This is a genomic window from Ruminococcus sp. 5_1_39BFAA (assembly GCF_964240875.1).
In the GTDB taxonomy this organism is placed as follows: domain Bacteria; phylum Bacillota; class Clostridia; order Lachnospirales; family Lachnospiraceae; genus Blautia_A.
On record NZ_CAXSVO010000002.1, the window covers coordinates 304,250 to 328,625 of the forward strand.

At 42.1% G+C, this 24,376-nt stretch carries 24 protein-coding genes; 20 read left to right on the top strand and 4 right to left on the bottom strand.

From position 1 onward, the window contains the following. Positions 1-114 precede the first annotated feature (114 nt). The 5 genes from ACESZH_RS04095 to ACESZH_RS04115 all read left to right on the top strand — a co-directional run bounded on the left by ACESZH_RS04095 (position 115) and on the right by ACESZH_RS04115 (position 4,598). On the top strand, positions 115-2,019 hold the full coding sequence (locus ACESZH_RS04095) for a diguanylate cyclase domain-containing protein (protein ID WP_373212182.1): 1,905 nt from the start codon (positions 115-117) through the stop codon (positions 2,017-2,019). Between the two features lie 330 nt (positions 2,020-2,349). Further along, a complete protein-coding gene (locus ACESZH_RS04100; protein ID WP_373212180.1) occupies positions 2,350-2,787 on the top strand; it encodes a MarR family winged helix-turn-helix transcriptional regulator in 438 nt (145 codons plus the stop codon). A gap of 46 nt (positions 2,788-2,833) precedes the next feature. Further along, positions 2,834-3,313 carry a GNAT family N-acetyltransferase gene (locus tag ACESZH_RS04105; RefSeq protein ID WP_373212177.1) on the top strand — a complete coding sequence of 160 codons (480 nt, stop codon included), beginning with the start codon at positions 2,834-2,836 and terminating at the stop codon, positions 3,311-3,313. 273 nt (positions 3,314-3,586) lie between these two features. Continuing rightward, positions 3,587-3,913 carry a PadR family transcriptional regulator gene (locus tag ACESZH_RS04110; RefSeq protein WP_373212175.1) on the top strand — a complete coding sequence of 109 codons (327 nt, stop codon included), beginning with the start codon at positions 3,587-3,589 and terminating at the stop codon, positions 3,911-3,913. Then, the gene (locus ACESZH_RS04115; RefSeq protein ID WP_373212173.1) at positions 3,906-4,598 is read left to right on the top strand and encodes a DUF2812 domain-containing protein; all 693 of its coding nucleotides are present in this window, start codon (positions 3,906-3,908) and stop codon (positions 4,596-4,598) included. The genes ACESZH_RS04110 and ACESZH_RS04115 overlap by 8 nt, the downstream gene beginning before the upstream one ends. Before the next feature lie 25 nt (positions 4,599-4,623). On the opposite strand, the gene ACESZH_RS04120 is transcribed toward ACESZH_RS04115, so the two are convergent. After that, positions 4,624-5,493, bottom strand: a complete 870-nt coding sequence (locus tag ACESZH_RS04120) for a DegV family protein (RefSeq protein ID WP_373212170.1) — start codon at positions 5,491-5,493, stop codon at positions 4,624-4,626. A gap of 180 nt (positions 5,494-5,673) precedes the next feature. On the opposite strand from ACESZH_RS04120, the gene ACESZH_RS04125 reads away from it, so the two are divergent. Both ACESZH_RS04125 and ACESZH_RS04130 read left to right on the top strand, forming a co-directional pair. Then, positions 5,674-6,210: a TetR/AcrR family transcriptional regulator gene (locus ACESZH_RS04125; protein ID WP_373212168.1), complete on the top strand. Its 537-nt coding sequence runs from the start codon at positions 5,674-5,676 to the stop codon at positions 6,208-6,210. Between the two features lie 77 nt (positions 6,211-6,287). After that, positions 6,288-6,638, top strand: a complete 351-nt coding sequence (locus ACESZH_RS04130) for an arsenate reductase family protein (protein ID WP_373212165.1) — start codon at positions 6,288-6,290, stop codon at positions 6,636-6,638. A gap of 3 nt (positions 6,639-6,641) precedes the next feature. Here ACESZH_RS04130 and ACESZH_RS04135 read toward each other — a convergent pair whose 3' ends face one another. Continuing rightward, entirely contained in the window at positions 6,642-7,397 is a 756-nt protein-coding gene (locus ACESZH_RS04135; protein ID WP_373212162.1) for a hypothetical protein, read from the bottom strand. A gap of 215 nt (positions 7,398-7,612) precedes the next feature. Here ACESZH_RS04135 and ACESZH_RS04140 point away from each other — a divergent pair, with 215 nt between their 5' ends. Together ACESZH_RS04140 and ACESZH_RS04145 are read left to right on the top strand one after the other, a co-directional pair. Further along, positions 7,613-8,407, top strand: coding sequence for a SagB/ThcOx family dehydrogenase (locus ACESZH_RS04140; RefSeq protein ID WP_373212159.1), 795 nt, complete (start codon positions 7,613-7,615; stop codon positions 8,405-8,407). A 124-nt stretch (positions 8,408-8,531) separates the two neighbouring features. After that, on the top strand, positions 8,532-9,536 hold the full coding sequence (locus ACESZH_RS04145) for a helix-turn-helix domain-containing protein (protein ID WP_373212156.1): 1,005 nt from the start codon (positions 8,532-8,534) through the stop codon (positions 9,534-9,536). Here the strand turns inward: ACESZH_RS04145 and ACESZH_RS04150 are convergent. Then, on the bottom strand, positions 9,519-10,451 hold the full coding sequence (locus tag ACESZH_RS04150) for a helix-turn-helix domain-containing protein (RefSeq protein WP_373212154.1): 933 nt from the start codon (positions 10,449-10,451) through the stop codon (positions 9,519-9,521). The two genes, ACESZH_RS04145 and ACESZH_RS04150, sit on opposite strands and share 18 nt — an antisense overlap. A gap of 135 nt (positions 10,452-10,586) precedes the next feature. Here ACESZH_RS04150 and ACESZH_RS04155 point away from each other — a divergent pair, with 135 nt between their 5' ends. The 5 genes from ACESZH_RS04155 (at position 10,587) to ACESZH_RS04175 (ending at position 15,708) form a co-directional block, all read left to right on the top strand. Next, on the top strand, positions 10,587-10,895 hold the full coding sequence (locus ACESZH_RS04155; protein ID WP_373212151.1) for an LPS biosynthesis protein: 309 nt from the start codon (positions 10,587-10,589) through the stop codon (positions 10,893-10,895). 113 nt (positions 10,896-11,008) lie between these two features. Continuing rightward, on the top strand, positions 11,009-12,286 hold the full coding sequence (locus ACESZH_RS04160) for a 2-hydroxyacyl-CoA dehydratase subunit D (protein ID WP_373212149.1): 1,278 nt from the start codon (positions 11,009-11,011) through the stop codon (positions 12,284-12,286). Continuing rightward, complete coding sequence (locus tag ACESZH_RS04165) at positions 12,279-13,934, top strand: acyl-CoA dehydratase activase (protein ID WP_373212147.1); 1,656 nt, start codon at positions 12,279-12,281, stop codon at positions 13,932-13,934. Before ACESZH_RS04160 ends, ACESZH_RS04165 begins: the two co-directional genes overlap by 8 nt. A gap of 55 nt (positions 13,935-13,989) precedes the next feature. After that, the gene (locus ACESZH_RS04170) at positions 13,990-15,156 is read left to right on the top strand and encodes a glycosyltransferase (RefSeq protein ID WP_373212144.1); all 1,167 of its coding nucleotides are present in this window, start codon (positions 13,990-13,992) and stop codon (positions 15,154-15,156) included. Positions 15,157-15,225: 69 nt separating this feature from the next. Continuing rightward, positions 15,226-15,708 (top strand): glycosyltransferase, encoded by a 483-nt coding sequence (locus ACESZH_RS04175; protein ID WP_373212142.1) that lies wholly within the window; start codon positions 15,226-15,228, stop codon positions 15,706-15,708. Positions 15,709-15,716: 8 nt separating this feature from the next. Here ACESZH_RS04175 and ACESZH_RS04180 read toward each other — a convergent pair whose 3' ends face one another. Beyond that, a complete protein-coding gene (locus ACESZH_RS04180) occupies positions 15,717-16,973 on the bottom strand; it encodes a hypothetical protein (protein ID WP_373212139.1) in 1,257 nt (418 codons plus the stop codon). A 217-nt stretch (positions 16,974-17,190) separates the two neighbouring features. Here ACESZH_RS04180 and ACESZH_RS04185 point away from each other — a divergent pair, with 217 nt between their 5' ends. From ACESZH_RS04185 to ACESZH_RS04210, 6 genes are read left to right on the top strand one after another with little or no spacing between them, the layout of a single operon-like run. Beyond that, a complete protein-coding gene (locus ACESZH_RS04185) occupies positions 17,191-17,862 on the top strand; it encodes a hypothetical protein (protein WP_373212137.1) in 672 nt (223 codons plus the stop codon). Continuing rightward, complete coding sequence (locus tag ACESZH_RS04190) at positions 17,846-19,759, top strand: DUF2142 domain-containing protein (RefSeq protein WP_373212134.1); 1,914 nt, start codon at positions 17,846-17,848, stop codon at positions 19,757-19,759. The genes ACESZH_RS04185 and ACESZH_RS04190 overlap by 17 nt, the downstream gene beginning before the upstream one ends. A gap of 26 nt (positions 19,760-19,785) precedes the next feature. Continuing rightward, positions 19,786-21,219 (top strand): flippase, encoded by a 1,434-nt coding sequence (locus tag ACESZH_RS04195; protein ID WP_373212132.1) that lies wholly within the window; start codon positions 19,786-19,788, stop codon positions 21,217-21,219. A 31-nt stretch (positions 21,220-21,250) separates the two neighbouring features. Then, positions 21,251-22,135, top strand: coding sequence for a glycosyltransferase family 2 protein (locus tag ACESZH_RS04200; RefSeq protein WP_373212130.1), 885 nt, complete (start codon positions 21,251-21,253; stop codon positions 22,133-22,135). Positions 22,136-22,142: 7 nt separating this feature from the next. Beyond that, positions 22,143-23,231, top strand: coding sequence for a glycosyltransferase family 1 protein (locus ACESZH_RS04205; protein WP_373212127.1), 1,089 nt, complete (start codon positions 22,143-22,145; stop codon positions 23,229-23,231). A gap of 19 nt (positions 23,232-23,250) precedes the next feature. After that, the gene (locus ACESZH_RS04210) at positions 23,251-24,372 is read left to right on the top strand and encodes a glycosyltransferase family 1 protein (protein ID WP_373212124.1); all 1,122 of its coding nucleotides are present in this window, start codon (positions 23,251-23,253) and stop codon (positions 24,370-24,372) included. The last annotated feature ends 4 nt before the right edge of the window (positions 24,373-24,376 follow it).

Below are 24,376 nucleotides of genomic sequence, written 5' to 3' on the forward strand. Positions count from 1 at the left end.
TAGTATAGCGGATTTTTATGAAGGCAGCCGGACTTCATCAGAGAATGCGGGAACCGCATTTGCAATATACTGATGTTATCATGCAGCAGGTTATTTGATTTCAAGGAGGCACGAATGCGTACATTGCAGAAGATAATCAGCAGATATATGTATCAAGTAGCTGGAATTTTAGTTGCTGCAATGCTGGTTATTGTATTATACATTGACATTACAAATGAGCAGGAGCTGGCGCGTGAAAGTGCGATGAGAACCTTTATGCAGATGGAGCAGGTCTTGGAAGAAAACCAAAAGGAGCTTGAGGAAATCCGGGAAGAATACAAGGAGACCTCCCTGCATAATGCGGAAGTCATCGCGCGTTTGATTGAAAGCGATCCGAACGTAGTGGATAGTGTACAGGAGCTGAGAAAAATTGCTGCATCTGTAGAGGTGGATGAAATTCATATTTTCGATACTACAGGCCGTATCGTTGCGGGAACCCATCCTGAGTATTATGATTATACCTTCGATTCTGGCGAGCAAATGATGTTTTTTAAACCTATGCTGGAAGATAAGAGCTTAAAACTGGTTCAGGATATTATGCCGAATACTGCGGAAGGAAAGCAGATGCAATATTCGGCGCTTTGGAGCAGCAGCGGGGAGTTTATTGTCCAGGTAGGGATGGCGCCGGTCAATGTAATAAAGGTTACTGAAAAAAATCGGTTGTCCTATATATTTTCGCTGTTCCGCGTGAATCCGGAAATTAATTACTATGCCATAGATGCAGAGAGCGGAAAAATCGTAGGCTCTGCAGATCTGGAAAGTGTGGGGCGCAGTATTACGGAAATCGGGTTGACATTTGACGATATCACAAATAAGAAAATGGGATTTGAGGCCATGGTCAATGGTCAGCATTCCTTTTGCGTGTTTAAAAAGATAGGTTCCAACTATATCGGGCGGGTGGTTTCCAGCCGCAATCTTTATCGGCGTCTGCCGGCGATCATGCTGATGGTTTTCGTTTGCCTGCTGGTAAGTGCATTGTTTCTGGCAAATGCCGTGATACGCTATATGAACAAATACGTTGTGGATGAAATCCATGATGTGAATAAGAAACTGAAAGCCATTGCCAATGGAAAGCTTGATGAGACTGTGGATATACAGAACAGTATTGAATTTGCGGAATTAAGTAAATATATCAATGCGATGGTAAAGAGCTTATTGGATAATAACAAAAAAATGTCCTATGTGTTGAGCAAAACCAATCTGTATATTGGTGTGTACGAGTACAATAAACACATGGAAAAAGTCCGTTTCACAGATTATATGCCAAGGCTTTTTTCGCTGGACAAGGAAGAGATGGAACGATTGTCTTCGGATATCGGAGCATTTAGAGAATTTATCGATAAGATCCGTGAGAATCCGATGGCAGATGAAATGGGGGTATACAAAGTTGGCGAACAGTATATCAGGCTGGAAGAAATACGAGATGGCAATGAGATCTTTGGCGTTGCAGTTGATGCGACAACTGAAATCATGAGACTTAAGAAAACCGAGGCGGAAAGAGATATCGATTTGCTGACGGGCTTATATAACAGGCGCGGATTGGATATACAGCTTGCGGATCTGTCTGGTACCCCGGAAAAGCTGGGGTACTGTGGGATGATCATGATAGATGCCGATGGCCTCAAGGAAATCAATGACACATACGGGCATGAGGCGGGGGATATTTATCTGAAGAAGCTTGCAGAGCTGATTTATGGCTTTGGTACAAAAAGCAGTATTGCGTCAAGACAGGGCGGAGATGAATTTGTATTGTTTTTATATGATTATGAGAGTGAGGAAGCGCTGCAGAAAACGATCGAAATACTAGCAGACCGCCAGGATCACAGCTCTGTGAAGCTTGGAGAAGATCTGGAGGTTCCCCTTGGATTTTCGTTCGGGTATTGTTTGGCAAAGGAAGAAACAGATTATCAAAGGCTGTTTAAAGAAGCGGACCAGAAGATGTATAAAAATAAGCTGGAGCGTAAAAAGAATATGGCATAATGCTTCTGGATAAGAAAAATAATGGATGAAACACCGGCGGTGCTGAGAAAGGGGCATTTCCGGTGTTGTTTTTTTATGTTAAAGGAAAGTACTCCATTTTGTTCCGCGCGGAAGCTTGCTAAACTTTCCTATAACATAAAAAACGCAGCTTACGCTGCGGGGATGCGCACTATGCGCAAGAGGAATATGGTTGCCGGCGCAACCGCGCTTCGGCGCGAGTGTGCGCCAAGGCGCACACTTTTTTATTGAAAATAGTTGACAATATCCACTATGTGGAATATAATAAGAAAAAATAGTTGACAAAATCAACTATTATGAAAGGAAGGCCGTATGGACAGTTATGATAAAACAATCAGTGAAATAAGGAAATTTAATCGTTTTTATACGGTAAATATGGGATTTTTGGATGCGGGTTATCTTGAGACGGAGTATTCAGTAGCGGAAACAAGAATTCTGTTTGAGATAAAGACACATAAAACATGTATCCAAAGTGATATTGTGAAAACCCTGCACATGGACAAAAGCTATTTAAGCAGGATGATCAAAAATTTTTATAAAAACGGACTTATAGAGAAAAAGAAATCTGACGAGGATAAAAGAGCGACATATATCAAGCTGACTGAAAAAGGAATTCAGGAAACAGAGAAACTGATTGAATTGACCAATGATCAGATCAAGACAAAAATAAACGGATTGAGTTCCGATAAGTGCCATGAGCTGTGCAATGCATTGAACACGGTTATTTCCATTTTGGGAAAAGAAGAATGAGTATTATGAAAGCTATAGGATTTTAGGAAAAGAGGTTTGGATAATTATGAAAGTTATACCATTTGAAGAAAAGTACAGGCAGGACTTTATTGATTTTAACACGGACTGGATCGTTTCGAATTTTGGATTTCTGGAACAACACGACATAGAAACATTCGAAAAAATAGATGAAGAAATGAAAGCAGGGGCGATGATATTTTTTGCCGTAGAAAACGACACAGCGCTGGCAACCTGTATGGCAACGCCCATGGAAGGCACGACATGGGAAATTTGCAAGCTCGGTTCCAATAAAAATGTTTCACACAAGGGCGCAGGAAGTGCAGTTTTTCACGCCGCAATGGAATGGGCGCTGGAGCATGGAGCGGAAAGGCTTTTTATACTGTCAAACAGTAAATTGAAGCCAGCACTTCATATCTATAGAAAATTTGGTTTTAAAGAAATTAAGCTTGAGGATTATGAATATATCAGAGGCGATATTGCATTTGAATATAAGAAGGAACGTACAGGGAACGAAGAAAAACTCTAGTCTGCTCTATAGCATTTGAAACTTGGGTTAAAGTAAAGCATGGAATACAAGGCAGGGATTCGATGAGAACACCTGCCTTATTATATTACAATAAGGCAGGCAGAGAAAATATCATTAGATTCAGGTAAAAAACTTCTGGGATTGATAAATAGAAAAATATGTGGGGCAAATGGAAAATTCATGTTGACAAATATATCGGGAGATGATATATTGAAATTACGATATATCGTTTGCCGATGTATCGGATGGCGAAGTTATAAGGAGGCTGATCATTTGGACAAAAATATTCCGCTGACAGAGGCATTGTTTTATATTTTGCTGGCAGTCAGAAAACCCAATCATGGATACGGAATTATCCAGGAGGTAGAGGAATTAACAGGAGGGCGTGTGGTTCTGGGACCGGGAACTCTGTATGGAGCGATACAGTCTCTTGTTAAAAAGGGATGGATACGGATTTACAGCATGGACACAGAGTCACGGAAAAAGAAAGAATACCTGATCACAGAAGAGGGAAAAGAAGTTTTTGCAGAGGAAGTAAAACGGCTGGGAGAACTATTGCAAAACGCAGAATTAATGAGGGAGATTGAAAAAGATGGTTAAATTTCGTTTGTATTTGGATAAAGATGAAGAGACAGTATGGCTGAATGAAATGGCAGCCCGGGGCTATGCAATGAAACGGTTTTTTGCGGGATTTTACTGGTTTGAAGAATGTGAGCCGGGAGAATACACTTATCAGGTAGATTTTGGAAATAAGCTGTTTTCCGTATCTGACGATTACAGAGAATTTATGGAGGATACGGGCGTGGAGATCGTACAGACCTGGGGGTTTTGGGTGATTTTGCGCAAACCTGCGTCGGAGGGCGGGTTTCAGTTATATACAGATGTGGATTCCAGTATTGAGCATTACAGCAAGATCCGAAGGATGTTTAAAGCAGTTACAATACTGGAGCTGATCTGCTTTATGAGCGAGGGATATGGTGCAGCGACAGGAAGCACATGGGCAGTCGCCTTTATGTTTCTCATAGGTGCTATGATGCTGGCACTGGCCAATGCTGTAAACAAAACGAGCCGCATTATTGCGGAGCTGCAGGAGAGAAAAGGAGAGCAGCCTAAAACATGCAGAAACAGAGATATTTCCCCATTATTGCCATGCGGATTGCTGCTGAATAGCTGCGCTCTTCTTGCCGAAGAATCCGTATCCCATCCTGTGAAGCTGGTCATCCAGATTATCGCAATCATATTTATGCTGGTGGGGGTCTACCAGACAAGCAGATCCAGGAGATAAAAAACCTGGATCTGCTTTTTCTTTTTTAATCTCTGTCTGCGATACAAACTGCAAGTCCGGCAGCATTAATTCCTACATGACATGCAATGCTGCATGACAAAGGCAGATAATAGCTGTCGTATTCCGGAATGGCTTCGTGCAGAGCAAGCTGCCATGCCTGGGCAGTTTCACGGGATTCAAAGGTTCCTGCGGTTCCGATCCGTATGCGGTGAGCCGGAATATGGGAAAAACGTTCCTGGATATCTTTTCTCAATGCTTCCAGCATTTTTCTTTCCGCCTGCTTCATTCCCCTTGTTTTGGCAAAGGAATCCAGGCGTTCCCCCTGGATCGTCAGGATTGGCTTTAAATTGACAACTCCGGCAATGGCAGCGGCGGCAGGTGTGATGCGTCCGCTTTTTTTCAGATATTCCAGAGAATTTACCGTAATATAAATGCTGGCATTGAGTGCATTTTTTTCAAGCTCATTCTTAATAGCAAGGGCGGAATAGCCCTGTTCTGCCATATATTTGGCATCCAGAACAGATTCTCTCAGGGTAAGGGAGATGCGGTGGTTATCTGCTACCTGAACCCTCCCGTTATAGCTATGGGCGTACTGCATCGCATTCTGGCATGAACCGCTGAGCCCGCTGGACATGGGAATGTAGACAAGCTCATCATATCCGTCGCGAAAAACCGAATCCCACAGATCAGTCACATCCCCGGGGGAGGGCTGCGAAGAAGAAATATTCTTTTTAAGCTTCATGGCATCATAAAGCTGCTCATGAGTAATATCAATACCTTCCAGATAACTTTTTTCTTCAATGATTACCGGCATGGGAAGTACATAAATGCCGCGCTGCTTTCCCTCTGTGGCTGTGATTCCGCTGTTGGTATCTGTTACAATTGCTGTCCGCATATATATTCCTTTCGTTGACAAAAATTAGGTAGTATGTAAAAATACAATATAAAACAACTGTATCACATTAGAGTGAAAATGACAATTTTACGATATGATACAAAAAGCGACAAACTGTATCATTATTAATTGAAAAAAGAATAATTGCTGCATCCGGCGGCAGAAGCGGGGATTTCAAACATGGATAAGCGCAGGGAAGCAAATATCAGGGTAAAGAAGAGCATTACGGAAACATTGTTTTCTCTGATGAAAAGAAAGAATCTTTCCGAGATCACGGTTACGGAGATCATCAGGGAAGCGGACGTTGCGAGAGCATCCTTTTACCGCAACTATACCTCCAAGGAGGATGTACTGCTTACACTGATCAGGGATATTCTGAATCAATTCAGGGAGGAGGCGGATTATGATCTGGAGGAATACTATTCCTATCATCATATACTAAGATGTTTCCAATACTTTAAAAGGTATGACGGGTATATGGTGGACCTGTACCGATCAGGATTCGGAACCACATTATTGGAAGAGTTAAACCAGTTTCATGAGTCCATAGCAGGGACCATGAAGGCCCATTCCACAACAAGATATCACCTGTATATGTTTATCGGTGCGCTATATAACACGGTGATGGTGTGGCTTTTGAGCGGGGAAAAGGAGCCGGAAGAGGAAATAGCGGCGCTTTTTTGCAGAGAGATCAATAAAGTGAGAACAGAGTCTTAAAAGTATTGTAAGAATGGGAATTGAATAGTATGATAGAAGACAGAAATGATTTAAAAAGAGAAAGAGAGGAATCAACTATGTTATTTGTAGAATATCCTAAATGTACCACCTGTAAAAAGGCAAAAAAGTGGCTGGATGAGCACTCTGTCAGCTACGAGGACCGTCATATTAAGGAGCAGAATCCTACTGTTGAGGAATTAAAAGAATGGCATGAAAAAAGCGGACTGCCCCTTAAAAAATTCTTTAACACAAGCGGTCTTTTATATAAAGAAATGAACCTGAAGGACAAGCTGAAAACTATGAGTGAGGAGGAGCAGTTTGACCTCCTGGCATCGGATGGAATGCTGGTAAAAAGGCCGATCGCGGTAGCTGCTGATACTGTGCTTGTTGGGTTTAAAGAGGCTGACTGGGAAAAAACACTTTTATAGAGCTTACTGTGTGACCTGGTTTTCCGCGTTGTCTGTGCTTCCTTCCGGACTTTCCGGCGTATGCAGGGCGGTGAAGGAAGCCAGAACTTCATCGGCCTGTGCTGCCGTGTCTTCCGTGTAGGACAGGATGATGGAGACGAATTTATCACCTTGTTTTCTGGTACAGTATTTCTGGAATACCTGGTAGCTGTTCATGGTAAGAGAAGCGGTCAGAACACGGAAATCCTGTCCTGCTATGGCGGTGTCTGTCACGGTTTCTTCATATTGATAGCCAAGCTGTGTTGCATCCAGTAATTGTTTCAGAGCAGTAAAATACTGGTCCGGAGTGCTGCTTTCCTGGGGAGAAGTTTCTACTACAACAGATACATTGGGAAAGCCAGCGGAGGAAGCTGCCATCATTTCGTATACGGTTTCCGGAAGAGCGGTATTTTCATCAGTAGGGGTGGTCTGCTGAAGGGTATTTTGACCGTACTGTATAATACTTTGCAGTTCCTCTTCCGAACTCATCACCATATAGGCGGGCGGGGTGAACTGCAGGTTCAGCCATTCGCTTTGGAAGCCGTTTTCCGTGCTGGTGCCTTTTGCGTAGGTGGATTCGGGTGCAGCATCTTGCTGTATGTCTGACAGGGTATTATCTGTATATGCCTGGGAATCCGCTTCTGTTTGGGGGCTTTCGCTCTCTGCAAAGACGGGAAGAGCGGCGAAGAAGCAAAGGGATAGAACAAGGGCGGAAAGTATCTTTATCTTTCTATTTTTCATAAGTAAACGACCTCTTTTGATTACAATAATTCTCTAAGTAATTCACATTATACCACGAGGGTATATGTTCACACTAGATTCGCCCTGCGCCTTTCGGCTTGCGCTCATCAAGTGTTCACATTATACCACCATTCCCTACGGACGAAAAGAGGATTTTGATACAGGGGCAGAAGCGGATTAGAATAAAACATAGATATTTCAGGGAGGACTCCAATATGAATGATAAGACAAGACAAAAAATCATGCAGAACCGGGAATTATTGAAGGGGTATGGTGCTTGGGACGTAGGGGCGGAGGAGACGGACCAGCAGCAAAAGCTTCCGTATCTGCCGCCGCTTAAGGAAAAGAAGAGCGGAGAGCTCATCGCTCTGTCTTTGGATTTAGAGGAGGAAGCAGGGGACAGGAACCTTTACCGGCTGATTGAAAACAGGGAAAGCCGCCGCAGCTTTTCACAGGAAGCGGTAAGCCTGAGACAACTGTCTTTCCTGCTCTGGGCGACACAGGGAGTAAGGAAATATGCAGGCAGATTCAAGCAGGTCACGTTTCGGAATGTGCCGTCCGCAGGTTCACGTCATCCATTGGAAACCTATCTTTTTTTAAACCACGTTGAGGGGATCCCAAAAGGGTTATACCACTATCTTCCAGCCGGACACGAGTTGGAATGTATAGACAAAAGAGAGGATTATGAGAAAGAACTGACCTTTGCTCTGGGCGGTCAAAGGTTTGCCGCCTGTGCTCCTGTGGTGTTTATATGGAGCGCTTTACCTTACCGCACAGAGTGGCGCTACGGGTTAAAGGCGGTGAAATATATTCTCCTGGATGCGGGCCATGCCTGCGAAAATCTGTATCTTGCCTGTGAAGCAATGGGATTGGGGACCTGCGCCATCGGGGCCTACGATCAGGAAGCGTTGGATGAACTGCTGGGCTTTGCGCCTGGCCCTTCTGCAGAAAAAGACTATGAGTGTGCCATTTATGCGGCCGCAGTGGGAAAACAGGCAGAAACAACCTGATTTTTCCGGAATGCAACCGCTGGTTGACAGATTTTCAAGGGCAATTGGTAGTTGTCAACCGACATATATGCTATAATTTCAGCAACTCTGGAGGGAAAATATTTGAAAGGAAGGCAGAGTCGTTATGGATTTGGCAGAAAAAATCTCTACATTAAGAAAGCAAAAGGGTTGGTCCCAGGAGGAGCTGGCAGAGCAGATGGATATTTCCAGGCAATCTGTATCAAAGTGGGAAAGCAGGATGTCTGTTCCAGATCTGGATAAAATTATCAAACTCAGTACAATTTTCGGAGTCACCACAGATTACCTGTTAAAAAATGAAGAAATCGGAGAAATAGAGCTGGTCAGTGCTGAAAAGGCAGTGGAAAGGGAAAACGGAAGGGGCTGTGAAGGGACAGAACGGATAATATCCATGAAGGAAGCAGGAGAATATTTGGAGCTTGTTTCCGGCACAGCAAAGAAGATTTCAGCCGCCATACTTCTGTTTATTCTTTCTCCTATTACGCTGCTTCTGCTGAGCGGCATGTCGGAATATCAGGCGGCATCCATAGGTGAAAATGCGGCTGCAGGAATTGGCGTTGCGGTACTTTTATTAATGGTAGCTGCAGGCGTTATGATCCTGATTTTAAATGGTACAAAGCTTTCCAGATATGAATATCTGGAAAAAGAAAATGTGCTTTTGGAAGCTGGAGTCAGGGAGATGGTAGAGCGCTGCCGGGATGATTTTGATGGGAAATTCAGGCGGTTTACAGCGCTTGGGATCGGGCTTTGCATCCTGGGTGTTGTGCCGCTGTTCGGTGCAGTGGCGCTGGATGCTTCGGAGCTTTTATATGTGTATTCTGTGTGCATGATCCTGGCTTTTTGTGCCTGCGGTGTATTTCTGATCGTATGGGCAGGAAGCATCAACGGAAGCTATCAAAAGCTGCTGGAAGAAGGGGATTATACAAGAGATAAGAAGCGTCTTGCCGGGAAATGTCAGGGCATAGGCGGCGCATACTGGTGTATTGTGACAGCAGCCTATCTGGGCATCAGCTTTCTCACAAAAAGATGGGATATATCCTGGCTGATCTGGCCATGCGCGGGAATTATCTGGGCAGCAATCTATGCCCTGATGTCAGGATTCAGAAGGTGATCCATTCTCCTTATGTGCATTTCTGTATTGATAAGGCGTTTTGCCATATTGTTTTTTGAAATAGCTGATATAGGAACTGGCGGATTGAAAGCCTACGCTCATGGCAATTTCCGTTACGGATAAGCCGGTAGTGGAGAGCAGGGAAGTGCTCATATGAAGACGATATTTCATCAGATAATGATATGGGGATTCCCGTACAAATTTCTGGAAACACCGGAGGCATTCCGTCTTGCTGATATGGGCGGAACCGGCAATATCATCAGCGGAAACAGGCTGGCTGTAATGGCTGTGGATGAATGCGATCATTGTGCGGATGCGATCATAATTCTTGCTGTCAGCCCGGGTATTTGCTTCAAAAACGGCATTTTCAGGAACAGTCAGCGAAACAAATTGAAACCACATCTGAACCAGGCGTACCATGAGCCCATACTCGTGATGCGCCTGTTTTTCTGCGCAGAAATACAGTGTATCCAGGGCTTGTACAGACTCTAAAACAGGCTTGTGGGAAGGGCAACCCCAGTGCAAAAGATAGTGAGTAAAAGCAGGATTGCTGACAATTTTTTCTACTTCCTGCTGCTCCATCAGGCTGCCAGGGAAAAAGCCCAGCATCCGCGGGGGAATGATATAGCTGTGGTAATGGCAGTCCTCTTTTTCGGTAATGTGATGCAGGACAGTGCGATTGATAAACATGCAGTCGCCTGGATTCAGATTGAATTCTTCATCGTAGATTCTGATATGCACGATTCCCTGTAAGACATAAATAAACTGTACTTCCTCGTGCCAGTGCAGCACCTGGAAACCTTCATTAAACGGCGTACAGGCGCGGTGCTCTACATTCAGCACCAGAAGTGGGAAGCCTGTAGCGTGATAGGGATTATGGGAATGTACCGGGGAAGAGATGCCTGGAGTATTCATCTGATACGTCTCCTTGTCCAAAATGGCTGTTTTTTTATATATTATAGGATGATAAGCAGTATTTTTCAATGAAAAATGGCTCTATAATTCTACTTGCGTGACGCGAGAGAGTGCAGCAAAAGGAGGATTTATAATATGATCATTGACGGAAACGAAATCGAAAAAGCAGCCATGGCGGAATTTCACAGAGGAAACAGGAAGGAGGGTCTTCGCATTCAGGAGGAATTTGCATCAAAATTCAGGGAAGAATACAGGGAAAAGGATCATTGTTCATGCAAGAAAGCCTGCCGTTATCACGGAAACTGTAAAGAATGCGTGGCAATCCACCGTGCCCATCAGGAGCATGTGCCCAATTGTATGCGGGCGCTGATCAATAGGAAGATCAAGATCCTTTCTGAGCTTACAGAGCACACGATAGTCAGTGAAATTGAAAACCCGGATTGATCGGAAAATAGACAGCCGGATTGATGAGAAATCGGACAGCCGGACGAATCGGGATTTGCATTTTGGCAGGAGAAGTGATAAGATGAATAATCATTTTAAAGGACCTGACATAAATGGATATCGTAGAAATTTTTGGAAATTATGTGGAGCAATTAAGTAAAGAACACCAGGAAGGGGCAAGGAGGCTTCTCAAAACAGGATGGAAAGCACAGAATCTGAAATACCGTTTTGCGCCTGACAAACGGCTTCTGCCTGCAGACCGCTATCTGGCGCATTTGATGATGAACACCATGCTGAAGCCGCTTCAAAAGCCGGAGAAATCCGCCATCGTAAGTATCTTTACTCCCTGTGAGCTTTTACAGGAGGTAGGGCTGAATCCTTATAATGTGGAGAGCTTTTCCTGCTATCTGGCAGCCTCCCGTGCAGAGCGGGCGTGCCTGCAGCAGGCGGAAAACGAAGGGATTTCAGAGACTCTGTGCAGTTATCACAAAACCTTTATCGGCGCTGCGGAGAAGGGAATCCTGCCAAAGCCAAAATGTATTGTATATACAAATCTTACCTGCGATGCAAATCTGCTGACTTTCCGGCATCTGGCAGAGCTGTTTGATGTGCCTGCCTTTGCCATAGATGTTCCGCTTCAGCAAAGCGGGGACAATGTAAAGTATGTGGCAGACCAGCTTAAAAGCCTGGGAGAGTTTCTTGAAAAAAATACAGGGAAAAAAATAGACGAAACCGGTCTGACGGAACGCCTTCGCCGCAGCCGGCGCACCTTGGAAAACTTTCACGAGTGCCAACTGGCGCGGGCAGACCGCTGCATTCCTACGGACCTGGTAACGCCGCTCTACTGCGGCATGACTAATCATATTCTCATGGGAACTCCGGAGGAGGAAAAATATACGGAAATGCTCCTTCGGGACATCCGCACTGCGCCGAAGGCCCATGGGAAACGGATCTACTGGATGCACACCATCCCATTCTGGTCCGATGCGGTGAAAAAGGAGCTTAGCTTTAATGAAAATGCCCAGATCATCGGATGCGAGCTTTCCCAGACCTTTGATCTGGAGGGAAGAGATTTTGACCCGGAGAAGCCCTATGAGGCAATGGCGGAACGAATGGTATATCACGGCCTGAACGGCGGCGTGCTGCGGCGAATCCAGGCCGGAATACGCCATGCAAAGGAAACAAAGGCGGACGGGGCTGTGTGGTTTGGTCATTGGGGCTGTAAGCATACTTTGGGCGGTGCCCAGCTTGCAAAGAAAAGGTTTGAGGAAGCGGGGATCCCTCTCCTCATTCTGGACGGTGACGGATGTGACCGAAGCCACGGAGGTGAAGGCCAGACGGCTACGCGGCTTGGGGCATTCCTGGAAATGTTAGGAGACAGCGATGAATAAGACATATTACGTTTGCAAATATACACCGGTTGAATTGCTTACTGCCCTGGGCGCAGAGTGTGTCAACATGAATGAAATGCCTCAGGGCTTCGAGCTTGCGGACCAGCTTGCCCATCCTAATATCTGCGGCTTTGGGAAGGCGCTTCTGGAGGCTGTTATGCGGGGAGAGGTGAAAGAGCTTGTCCTGGTCAACTGCTGTGACACCATCCGGAGTGTCTGCGATGTTCTGGAGGACAGCGGCAAGCTGGATTTTCTTTATATGATCGACATCCTTCATTCTGACGGCGCCTGCAGTCGGGAGCGCACTGCGCTTCAGCTAAAAGATCTGGCAAAAGCATACGCTGCTTACCGCGGTACTACATTTAATGCGGAGATTTTTTCGAAAGCATTTGTACCGCACCAAAAGGAAAAAGGTCCCCACATTAGTGTCCTCGGCGCCCGTATGGGAACCGGGCTTTTTGAGATGGTGCAGAAAACCATGCCCCTTCCGGTGGAAAATGATTCCTGCGTTTTCAATCGTTCCGTTGGCGGGACAAAACCGCCGGAAACAGAGGATTTTGATGAGCTTATGAAATGGTATGCAGGGGAACTGTTAGGCCAGATGCCCTGCATGCGTATGATGGACAATACGGGACGGAAACAGCTTTATAACGATCCTGACTTAAAGGGGATTATTTATCATACTGTAAAGTTTTGTGATTTTTACAGCTTTGAGTATGCGGAATTGAAAACACACGCGGCTGTTCCTATTTTAAAAATAGAGTCAGACTACACCATACAGAGCAGCGGGCAGCTTTTGACCCGTCTGGAGGCGTTTGCAGAGAGCATTGCCCCCGCGTTGTGTGAAGGAAAGGGAAAGAAAATGGGAAAAGGATATGTTGCAGGGATTGACAGCGGCTCTACCAGTACCGATGTGGTGATCCTGGATAAAAAGAAAGAAATCGTGACAGGGATTATTTTGCCCACAGGTGCCGGAGCCGCCATTGGCGCGGAACGTGCCCTGGAGGAAGCGCTGAAAAGTGCAGGTCTAAGCCGCGAGGATATTGACGCCCTTGTGACGACTGGATATGGGCGGACAGCCATTCAGGACGGCGACAAAAGTATAACAGAAATCACTTGCCACGCCCGCGGCGCCCATTATTTGGATCCTTACGTTCGGACCGTGGTGGATATTGGCGGACAGGACAGTAAGGTGATCCGCGTTGACGAAAACGGAGCTGTGGTCAATTTTGTTATGAATGATAAATGCGCTGCCGGAACAGGGCGATTCCTGGAAATGATGGCGAGAACCATGGAAATGAGCCTTGATGATCTGAGTCAGCGGGGCCTGGATTACAAGGAAGATATCACGATTTCCAGTATGTGTACCGTCTTTGCAGAGTCCGAGGTGGTGTCCCTCATTGCCCAGAACAAAGCCACGGATGACATTGTGCATGGATTGAATAAGGCTGTGGCTGCAAAAACAGCGGCTCTCGCCAAGCGTGTGGGCGGCGAAGAAAAATATATGATGACAGGCGGTGTTTCCAAAAACAAAGGGCTTGTGAAAACTCTGGAGGAAAAACTGGGAACGATGTTGGTGATCAGTGATAAAGCCCAGTTGTGCGGCGCCCTGGGCGCTGCGTTATTTGCGGCAGATATGGTGGAATAAGGATTGCGCTTGAGGAAATCTTTCTATATAATAGCAGAAGGAGGAGTTTACGAAAATGAGTTTTTGGACCGCATTCAAGCAAAAATTAAGAAGCATTATCCCTGTAAGCCGGACCTACATGGACAATAAGCTGCGCGAACTGGAAAAAGAAAACAAGCGCCAGGGAAAGATCCTTCAGGAGCTGCAGAAAAATACGCAGTCTCTTTTGGATCTGAAACAGTATATCGACCAGGAGTTTGAGCGCCGCGACGATTGGGGAAAACGGGCAGCAGAAATCAGACATCTTGCCGGGGATCGCCCGGTGTGGGTTATCAAATGCCCGGCTCCGGAAGGAGAGGTCAAGGTGCGCTGGGGAGACTACGCATATGCTGTGGCTCTGAAACGGTATCTGGACAGAATGGACATTTTTACGATCATTGATATGAAGGAAGACTGGAACTGCGAAGAAAACGCGGATGTAGTTCTGGTACTGAGAGGCTGCCATTTTTACCGTCCCGACCGCCGGAATGAAAAATGTGTTTATGTCATGTGGAACATCAGCCACCCGGAAATGGTGACTCCGGAGGAGTATCAGCTCTATGACATTGTTTGCGTGGCTTCCCTTCATTATGCGGAAAAACTGAAAAAAGAGCTGACAGTGCCCGTGGTGCCTCTTCTGCAGTGTACGGATACCGAGCTTTTCTATCCGGTGGAAGAAACAGAAGACAGCCGGAACAGCGACTATATTTTCATCGGAAACTCTCGCGGTGTGGCGCGCCGCTGTGTGATGTGGGGCGCTGAGGACAAGCTTCCCCTGAAGATTTGGGGCAGCGGCTGGAAAGCTATGCTGGGACCGAACAAAACTATGGTGCAGGAGCTTTTTATAGAAAACAGCCAGATCCCGGCTCTTTACCGGACCTCAAAGGCCACCTTGAATGATCATTGGAAGGATATGCTGGATCACCAGTTTGTAAATAACCGGATCTTCGATGCACTTGCCTGCGGTCTTCCGGTCATTTCCGATTACTGCGAGGAGCTGAAAGACATTTTCCCCGATGCGGTTCTTTACTATAGTAATAAAGAGGAATTTGACCAGTGTGTGAAGGAACTGGATAATAATTACGGTGAAATCAAAGCAAAAGTTGCTGCGCAGTGGCCTTTGATAAAGGAAAAATACTCCTTTGAGGTTAGGGCTAGGGAATTGGTGGAGATTGTGGGGGAATATGGAAAAACTACTTTATAGCCTTCCGATTATTAAAAAATTTGTTGAAAAATGGAATGGAAGGCGACCTGACATTTTTGGACAAAAGAAATGATACGTTTTCGGTTTCGGGCAAATGGGAAACGGAAAATTTTAGATAACGCTTCAACGAATGAATCACTGGCAGTTCTTGAGGACTATGAAAAGGAATTGGAAATTAGGATCATTAGAAATGAAAAAAATCTGTCTTTTTCAGCAGCAAATAATATTGGGGCGAAGAAAGCATCTGGTGAATATCTGTTGTTTTTAAATAATGGTACGGAAGTAACAGACGAATGGCTGGATGAGCTGCTTATTACTGCTATGACAAAAGAGAAGGCAGCAGCAGTTGGAGCAAGACTTTGTATCCGGAAATTCCGGCGAATAGCATCAATGCGGGCAAGTCTTATGCAGTTCAGCATGAATGTATTGCTTTTCGTAATGTTTCGTGAAAAGAGGCAGGAATTTCTGGAAAAAAGAATCGGGGAACATAAAAACAATATTTTCATATGTTTACTGAGTAGAATAAAAATTGCTATGGCCTGTGAACCATAGCAATTTTTTTATTCAGAAAGGATTTTCAGTTCAGATGCCTTTATGTTGGGGAAAAGTGCATATCCCATGGTTTTGGTTTCTAAATGATAGTAAGGAATTTTTATATTACCATCGCCCAGTCCGGAGCAGGATACGCTTTGCCCTAATAAAGACGAATAATCGGAGGTTTTGTAAGTTATTCCATAAATTTCTGTTGAATCTGCTTTTTGAATCAAAAGAGAAACTTTACTACTTGATGTACTGGCATTCTCATAAATAATTTTTCCCGACAAGGATAATTCTTCATCTTTATAATAATAAGGATACTGACAAATGTCACTATAGCTAAAAGTAAGATTCACAGGATCGATACGACTTTTATCACTTTCCCAGTAAAATGCTGAAAAGACAGGGAATTTTTTTTCAAGGTCATCATCGACTACTTGGCTAACAGCCTGTACGCTGGCAAGAAAATCTGGGTCGCGAATGGAGTCTTCAAGATCCTTGAAATCCATTTCATATCCAAGTGTGTGCTCATATAAAGCCAGAGGATTATTAATATAATCATTCAGAGCATTAAAAAAACCATAAATAGTAATTGCGTCTCCTACAGATACGTTTTCAATATTGGTCGAAAAAAATGGTTGAATAGCTCCGTTTGGATAATTGAAAAGATATAAATGGTTTTCTGTGTCGCGTATTTTTAAGTAAGAGTGTGTGGGTATTTCATATATTGCCTCCACAGTTCCACATACTTTTAGAGGCAAATCTACATAATCATAAGGATTAGAAAGTAATGCGCGGTAATCAGAAGATAAAGCAGATTGAGTCAATTCTTTTACAGACTTGCCTTGATGATACCAATCTAAGTCAAGAAGTTCATCATCTTCTGAATAAGTTAAGATTTTTTTGCAAGGTATTCCCGAATTGCAAGTAAAAGTCTGATAAGTGCCATCTGGATAAATGGTTTTTACCTGCTTGCTGATGATCCCTTTTTTATATGTTACAGATTGAACAGTACCGTCTTCATAGGAGATAAGGCAGTCACCGTTAAAGGCATTAAGCTTATCAGACCATTTTCCGGTAATAGTCAGCATCTTGTCATTAGAAGCGTTTGCTGTAAAAATGGTTGTACCGTTATTTTCGGACTCTAATGTTCCGTAATAAATATCATTTAAAATATTGACGGACACTACATCCGCATTGTCTGATGCATGTATTGGAAACATATATAGTAAAATGGGTGACAAAGAAAGTGCTAAAATATATAATGCTTTTTTAATCATAATACAATCTCCTCTTTTAAAACTATATTACTATATTGAGATATAATCCGTCAAATTATTTTTTGGTTGAAACAAAATTGAAACAAATCTGAGAACTACTGTACATGAAGAGGCGAATGAGGAATATGGAAATAACAGTGAGCGGAAATAACGCTTGTCTTTGGAGTGATTCTTTGCTACAATTATTAAATTAAGAGGCATAAAAAAGGAAGATTTTATGAACAAAAAATTAAAATGGATACTTGGAGCAGTAAACTTGCTGCTATTATTAGCTTTGATTATTTCAGTTATAATCCCAATAGAGCGTAAGACATCTTTATATATGAACGTTGATGTAAGCGATTTTAGCGGACAGAATCAAATCCCAAGAGTGGGAGTGATTTCAAATGACAGAAGTGCAAACTTAAAGTTTTGCTTATATAATGAAAAGCTTTATGGTGTCAGTCTGTATTTTTCTGTAGATGGCGAAGAGGATGAAGGGGAAATACTGTGTACAATAAAACAAAATGATGAAACAGTTTTAGAAGAGACTATTTCCGTAAAAGCATTATCCATATTAAGCAAAGGCTCCTCTTTGAATCCGGCAGTGTTTGTAGTGGGAAATAGCAAAAAGGAAAATGGTGAATTTACCATCAGCCTGCAGGGAAATGGAATCTCTCCAAAGACAAGGGTGTCACTTTTGGGGAATCAAAGCACAGGAAACTATTTAAAATATGTTGATTATGAGAAATATGGAAAATATTATGCAGTTCTTTATTCGATTGAAACACTCGTGCCAAAGCATCCATATATCTGGGCATGTACGTTGGTACTTATATTGAGTCTGTTAAGTAGCTATATTATCTATATAAATTGCAATAAGGAGATAAAAGTTGAAGCTGTTAAATAGGATGAGAGAGTCAGATAGATATAGAAGAATTGTTGCGTTTTTTATCATTCTAATACTGACGGCATTAGTAGAAGTGGTTTTTAATTACCATACGATCATATCTGGATTTGATGATATGGATCTCACTGATGCGATCAAGCTTGAAGAAGAAGGTAATCACGAAAAGTACGTGGTTGATTTTGTATCTGACCAAGGAATATATGTTAAGCAAATTAAGCTGACCGGTGATTTCGGAAGCGATAATACGTATGTAGTAGAAGCCAACGAAATTAATGGATTTGGAAAGGAAGAGACAAAATATTACTGGGATAATGTAAGCACCTGGTTTCGTGAAAGTTATACAAATCTAAACAAAAAGATAACAGCACTTAAGATTACTTTGTATAAGACAGAAAAAACTACATTGGAGTCGATTTCGCTATCAAATCATTTTGAGGTAAATAAGTACAGGTTTATTTGGGTGCTGTTTACGCTGTTTTTTTTGTATGGTGCATTTTTTGAGAATAAAGCCATTAAAAAAATAGAGTGGTATTTTGTGTGTTTTTCGTTGATCTTTGGAATGCTCATAATAATTTATGCACAGCCTACTTATAATGCTTGGGATGAGGAGGTGCATTTTAAAAATGTTTATAGTATTGCCAGCGGTAAAAACGTTGAATGGTCTGAAGCTGCTTTGGAAATTATAAACAGAACGGTTCCTGTCTGCAATACGAAAGCGGAATATGCAGAATTAAGGAAAGCAATGGATGAGAAAGGTCAGGAGTACTTGTATGTAGAGAGAAAAGAAACGGCAGTGGTTCCTTATTCATTTCTTGCATATATTCCAATGGCAATTTTTGTGAAAGCTGGAATGATTTTAGGGCTTTCATTTTCTCAAATATATATGATTGGTAAAATCGGAAATCTGCTTTTTTATATTTTGGTTATGTTCTGGGCCATATATCTGGCCAGACAAAAAAAATTATTTATCGTATTTATTGCGATGATGCCCACATCTATATATCTGGCTGCTTCTTATTCTTATGATGCAGTTGTCTTTGGTTGTGTAACGCTGGGCTGTGTTTTGTGGTGCAATGAAATGTTTTATTCACAGAAAAGATATCAGACAGCAAACATTATTGGCGCCATTTTTTTGCTCTCTGTGGGATGTTTGTCGAAAGCAGTATATATACCGCTGATTTTGTTGATGCTTTTACTGCCACAATTTATGAAGATGAATAAAAAACAGAAGACCGTATTTGCACTTGGAATATTGGCAATTTTGGGGTTGATTATGATGACCTTTGTGCTTCCTGTATTTTCGAATACAGTTGCTGGAAACCTTTCGTTTGGCGGAGACTCAAGAGGAGGGGATACCAGCGTTGTACGGCAAATTATTTCTATGGTAAAACATCCATGGACCAGTATAAAATTAATGGTTACCAATGTACTTCGGTTTGACAATTTCAGAAATCTTGGGGACTCTGCCTCCAGTAATTATTTCTGGGGAAGCCTAATGTTTCTCAATTTGGGATCATTGGGAATATTGTCACATAAATGGGTTGCGCTTTTGATTCCGGTGGTTGTACTTTTACTTCTTTACAGGGAAAAGCCAGAAGAGGCTCTGCACTATCAGAAAGGGTATAAACTGATTATTGGATTGATCATAGCGATGACGGTATTTCTGATTTGGCTGGCCTTGTATTTGAGTTTTACACCAGTGGGCGATGAAGCAATAGCAGGGGTACAGGCAAGATATTATCTACCGCTGATCTATTTGATCGCACTTCTGATATCGAACAGGAATGTGTATATACAGGCACGCAATACAGGTGTTGCGAAGATTGTGCTGGCAACGGTAAATGTTTTCTGGATTATATCCATATATAGCTTTTTCTTGCAGACAAGATTGATATAATTTGAACTATAGCATAAGAGGACAATATGTTTCAGACAAAATCGCTAAAAGTAAATTCAGCCATTAACATTATTAAAACAATCCTGAGTATTATATTTCCGCTGATTACTTTTCCGTATGCGTCCAGGGTTTTAGGCGTAAATGGAATTGGAAAGGTAGATTATGCCAATTCCGTTGCCAATTACTTTGTACTATTTGCGGAGCTAGGAATCACAACTTATACAATTAGGGAAGGGGCGAAGATACGAGATAATAAAGAAAAGCTAAATCAATTGTGCAGTGAGATTGTGATCATAAGCTCTATTTCAACGGTAATTGCTTATATGGGGCTGGTTCTTTGCTCTTTTCTTCCGGTTTTTAACGGATACCAGGAGTTATTGCTGTTGTTTGGAACAACAATGCTCTTTAATTTGATTGGAATAAACTGGATATTTAATATTTTTGAGGATTATATATATATTACGGTTAGAACATTTGCTTTTCAACTGCTTGCACTTATTGCTCTGTTTGTGTTTGTGCGTACGAAAACAGACTATATGATTTATGCTGGTTTGGTGGTTTTATCCAATGTGGGTTCCAATGTATTTAATATTTTTTATGGAAAAAGATATATTAAATTATTTGGCAGAAAACATTATGAATTGAAAAAGCACATGAAACCTATATTAATTATATTTGGAATGAGTGTAGCTTCACAGATTTATCTGAATATGGATACAACGATGATTGGGGCGATAAAAGGTGATGCAGAAGTTGGTTTATATTCTGCTGCAGTAAAAATCAACAGAACACTTGGAACATTGATTTCCTCGGCATGTGCTGTTCTTATTCCGCGGCTATCTTATTATATCAAACAAGGTATGAAAGAGGAATATCGGGAAGTGATTTATAACGCAGTGAATTATATTATGGGAATGGCGATACCCTGTGCATTTGGATTTGTCTTATTGAGTCCGGAGTTGATCACCATTTTTAGCGGAGTAGAGTTTGGCGGCTCGGTTCCGATCATGCGTATCCTAAGTCCTAATATTATTTTATCAGTTATAAATGGCTTTTTGGTCTTCCAGGTATTTGTTCCGTTCGATAGGGAAACAGACACTCTAAGTTCTACAGTAGTTGGGGCTGTGGTCAATATGATTCTGAATTTTATATTGATTTTTTCTTATGGAGCAAAGGGGGCTGCTGTAGCGACTGTTATCGCGGAGGGAACCGTATACGTTATTTTAAGTATCAAAATGAAAGAATTTTACAGGGATGAATCTCTGTATGGAGAATTATGGAAATATTTTACAGCGGGTTTAGGAATGTTTGCTGTAGGTCTGCTGATTGGCGCTTTGAAGCTTGGTATTATATTGAACATTATTGTTACAGTATTACTCTGTGTAGCTGTGTATTTTATGATCCTGATTGTTTTGAAAGCAAAGCTGGTATGCTCAATAAGAGAAATTATAAAAAGGTAATTTTAAGATTGGATTTTGAGAGGGAAAATATATGGGTATATCTGTAATTATACCATATTATTATGGGAATAAATATTTAAGCAATCTGGCGGATGTCTTAGCGGAAAATATAAAAGACTATGAAGAAAGGTTTCATGAAAGAATAGAGGTTTTGTTTATAAATGACAGTCCTGGAGATATAATAGAGGAAACGTTTCTTAAGAAAATAAAAGGATATTATAGGATTATTGAAAATGAAAAAAATTGCGGTATCCACGGTACAAGGGTTCATGGCATTTTAGAAGCAAGTCAGGAATACATTTGGATGTTGGATCAGGACGATGCAGTTTCTGCCAGGTGGTTGTCCAGTCAGTATTCGTGTATAAAAAAAGGAAGCGTTGACATGGTGATTGCTAACGGAATCAGGCAGATTGACAGCAAAGACTATCCCATATTTAAAAATGAGACTGCTTTAAGGGATGGGACTACCATAGCTCCCTATATTGCATATGGAAACGTTATTGCCTCTCCGGGTCAATGCTTGATTCGCAAGGAGGCGATTCCACGTTTCTGGATGGAACACATTCTTACTGAAAATTGTGCGGATGATATGTATCTTTGGATGTTGATGTTAAGTGAGAAAAAAAATATAAGCTTTAATGCAGAATTTCTGTACACTCACGTTGCTACGGGAGAAAATTTTTCTGCAAATGAGAGACAGACTATTCAATCGGAATATAGGGTAATCGAACTCTTAAAAGAACACGGTGGAGTAAAGGAAAGCTATTTAAAGTTTTATGCGAAACGTTTGAGAATAAGAGAAAAAGTTATGTTCGGAATAAAGAATAAAAGCTTGGCTAATGTTTATTATTTCTGGACTGAGGTGGGGAAATTTTTAGTTTTCTGCTGGATGAAATACTTTGTAGTGAAGAGATGAGAAGGATATGAAGAAAATATTAGTATATGGTCTTAGTTCCATGTATGGCGGCGTAGAGGCATTTATATTGAATTATGTAAATTATTTGCCTGAGGACAAATATAACGTAGAACTTGTGGTTATGAATAAGGAACCCGAGTATCTGAAAGAAAGATTGCAGCGTAAAGTGACGGTGCATGTGGTCCCCGAAAGAATAAAAAATCCAGTGGGGTATAGCGGCAAGGCGAATCAAATTATCCGGAATGGAAAATATGATATACTTTGGTGCAATTTTTGTACACTCACAGATATAACATGGCTGAAGGCAGGGACGAGGTATAAGATACCAGTCAGAATTGCGCATAGCCATAATTCAGAGAATATGGGCGGCAAGGTGGTCATGCTGACTCATTTACAGCATAAAAGAGTTATTCAAAAATATGCAAGCCATTTTTTTGCATGTTCTGATATAGCCGGAGAATTTATGTTTGGCAAAAAAATTCTCCGGGAAAATAATTATCATATGATTTATAATGCTATTGAAACAGAAAAATATGCTTTTTGTAAAAAGGTAAGAGATAAGGTACGAACGACTCTGGGATTAGAAGGAAAACAGGTGATTGGAAATGTTGGAAGATTTCATTTTCAGAAAAACCATAGTTTTATTATTGAACTTTTTAACCAGTTTCACAAAATACATCCTTCCAGCGTTTTAATGCTGGTGGGAAATGGAGAGCTTCTGGAAGAAGTGAAGACGCAGGTTCAATCGCTTGGAATTTCTGACAGTGTTTTATTTATGGGTAGCCGCAGGGATGTAAACGAGCTGGTGCAGGGAATGGATTTACTTTTGATGCCGTCTAAGTTCGAGGGACTTCCTGTTTCAGCTATTGAGGCACAGGCAGCAGGATTGCCATGTCTGTTTTCAGATGCCGTTACGGATCAGGTGAAAATTGCCGAAGCTGTAAAATTCGAGAGTTTGGATGCGCCGGCAGAAAAATGGATTGAGGATATGGAAGCGTTGCTTCAGACACCGCGGGAAAATACCAGTCAGATGGTAGTGGCGGCGGGTTACGATATTAAAGAAAACGCAGGGCATATTTTTGAAAGATGCGTTTAGGCTTGCGAGGAGAACCGTGATGGATAAATGTATTCATGTATTGCATGTGATCAGAGCTATGGACAGAGGCGGAGCGGAAACGATGATCATGAATCTGTATCGACGTATTGACCGTAGCAGAATACAGTTTGACTTTCTGGTACATGTAGAGCGGAAATGCGATTATGATGATGAGATTCTTAGGCTGGGAGGCAGGATTTTCCGGGTTGTTCCGTATAGAATTTACAATTATTTTTCTTATAAAAAACAGTGTGGAAAGATATTGGAAGAGCATCCGGAGGTAAAAATCGTTCATGGTCATATAGGCAGTTGTGCTTCTGTTTATTTGCGTGTGGCTAATAAACGGCAGCGTTATACCATTGCACATAGTCATGCCATGAACAAAATGGACAATGTTGCTGATATAATATTTAAAATAATGACCTTTGATAACCGATGGCTGGCAGATTTTTATTTGGGGTGTTCAAATGAGGCCGGAATAGATCAATATGGAAAAAAGGTTGCAGCTTCAGAGAAATTTCAGGTTTTGAATAATGGAATTGACGCAGGCCAATATTGTTATAATGCCGAAATGCAAAAGCATATGAAAAAATCATTGGGGTTTGAAGAGAAAATTGTTTTTGGGCATGTGGGGCGTTTTATTCCGCTGAAAAATCATAAATTTTTGGTGGAGATTTTTCGGGAAATAGAAAAGATAGAACCTAGAGCGGAATTTATCTTAGTCGGCAGAGGCGAGTTGGAGGATAAGATAAAGGATAGAGTCCATGATATGGGAATTGCAGATAAAGTGCATTTTCTGGGGGTCCGGGAGGATATTGCCGAATTGATGATTATGATGGATGGATTTATTTTCCCTTCCATACATGAGGGATTGGGGATTGTTGCGGTCGAGGCGCAGGCAGCGGGACTTCCTTGTGTTATTTCAGAGGGTATTCCTGATGAAGCAGTGGTAACGGAAAATGTAAAGCGTCTTGAACTCTCTTTGGGTGCGGAGACATGGGCCAAAACGATCCTGCAAATGTATAAGGATACCCAGCGTAGCAGCCAACTGGATGCGATTAAAAAAGCAGATTATGATATATCCGTGACAGTAAGACAACTGGAAAATATTTATTGTAATGCGGTGAAAGAGGAAAAGTAAGAAA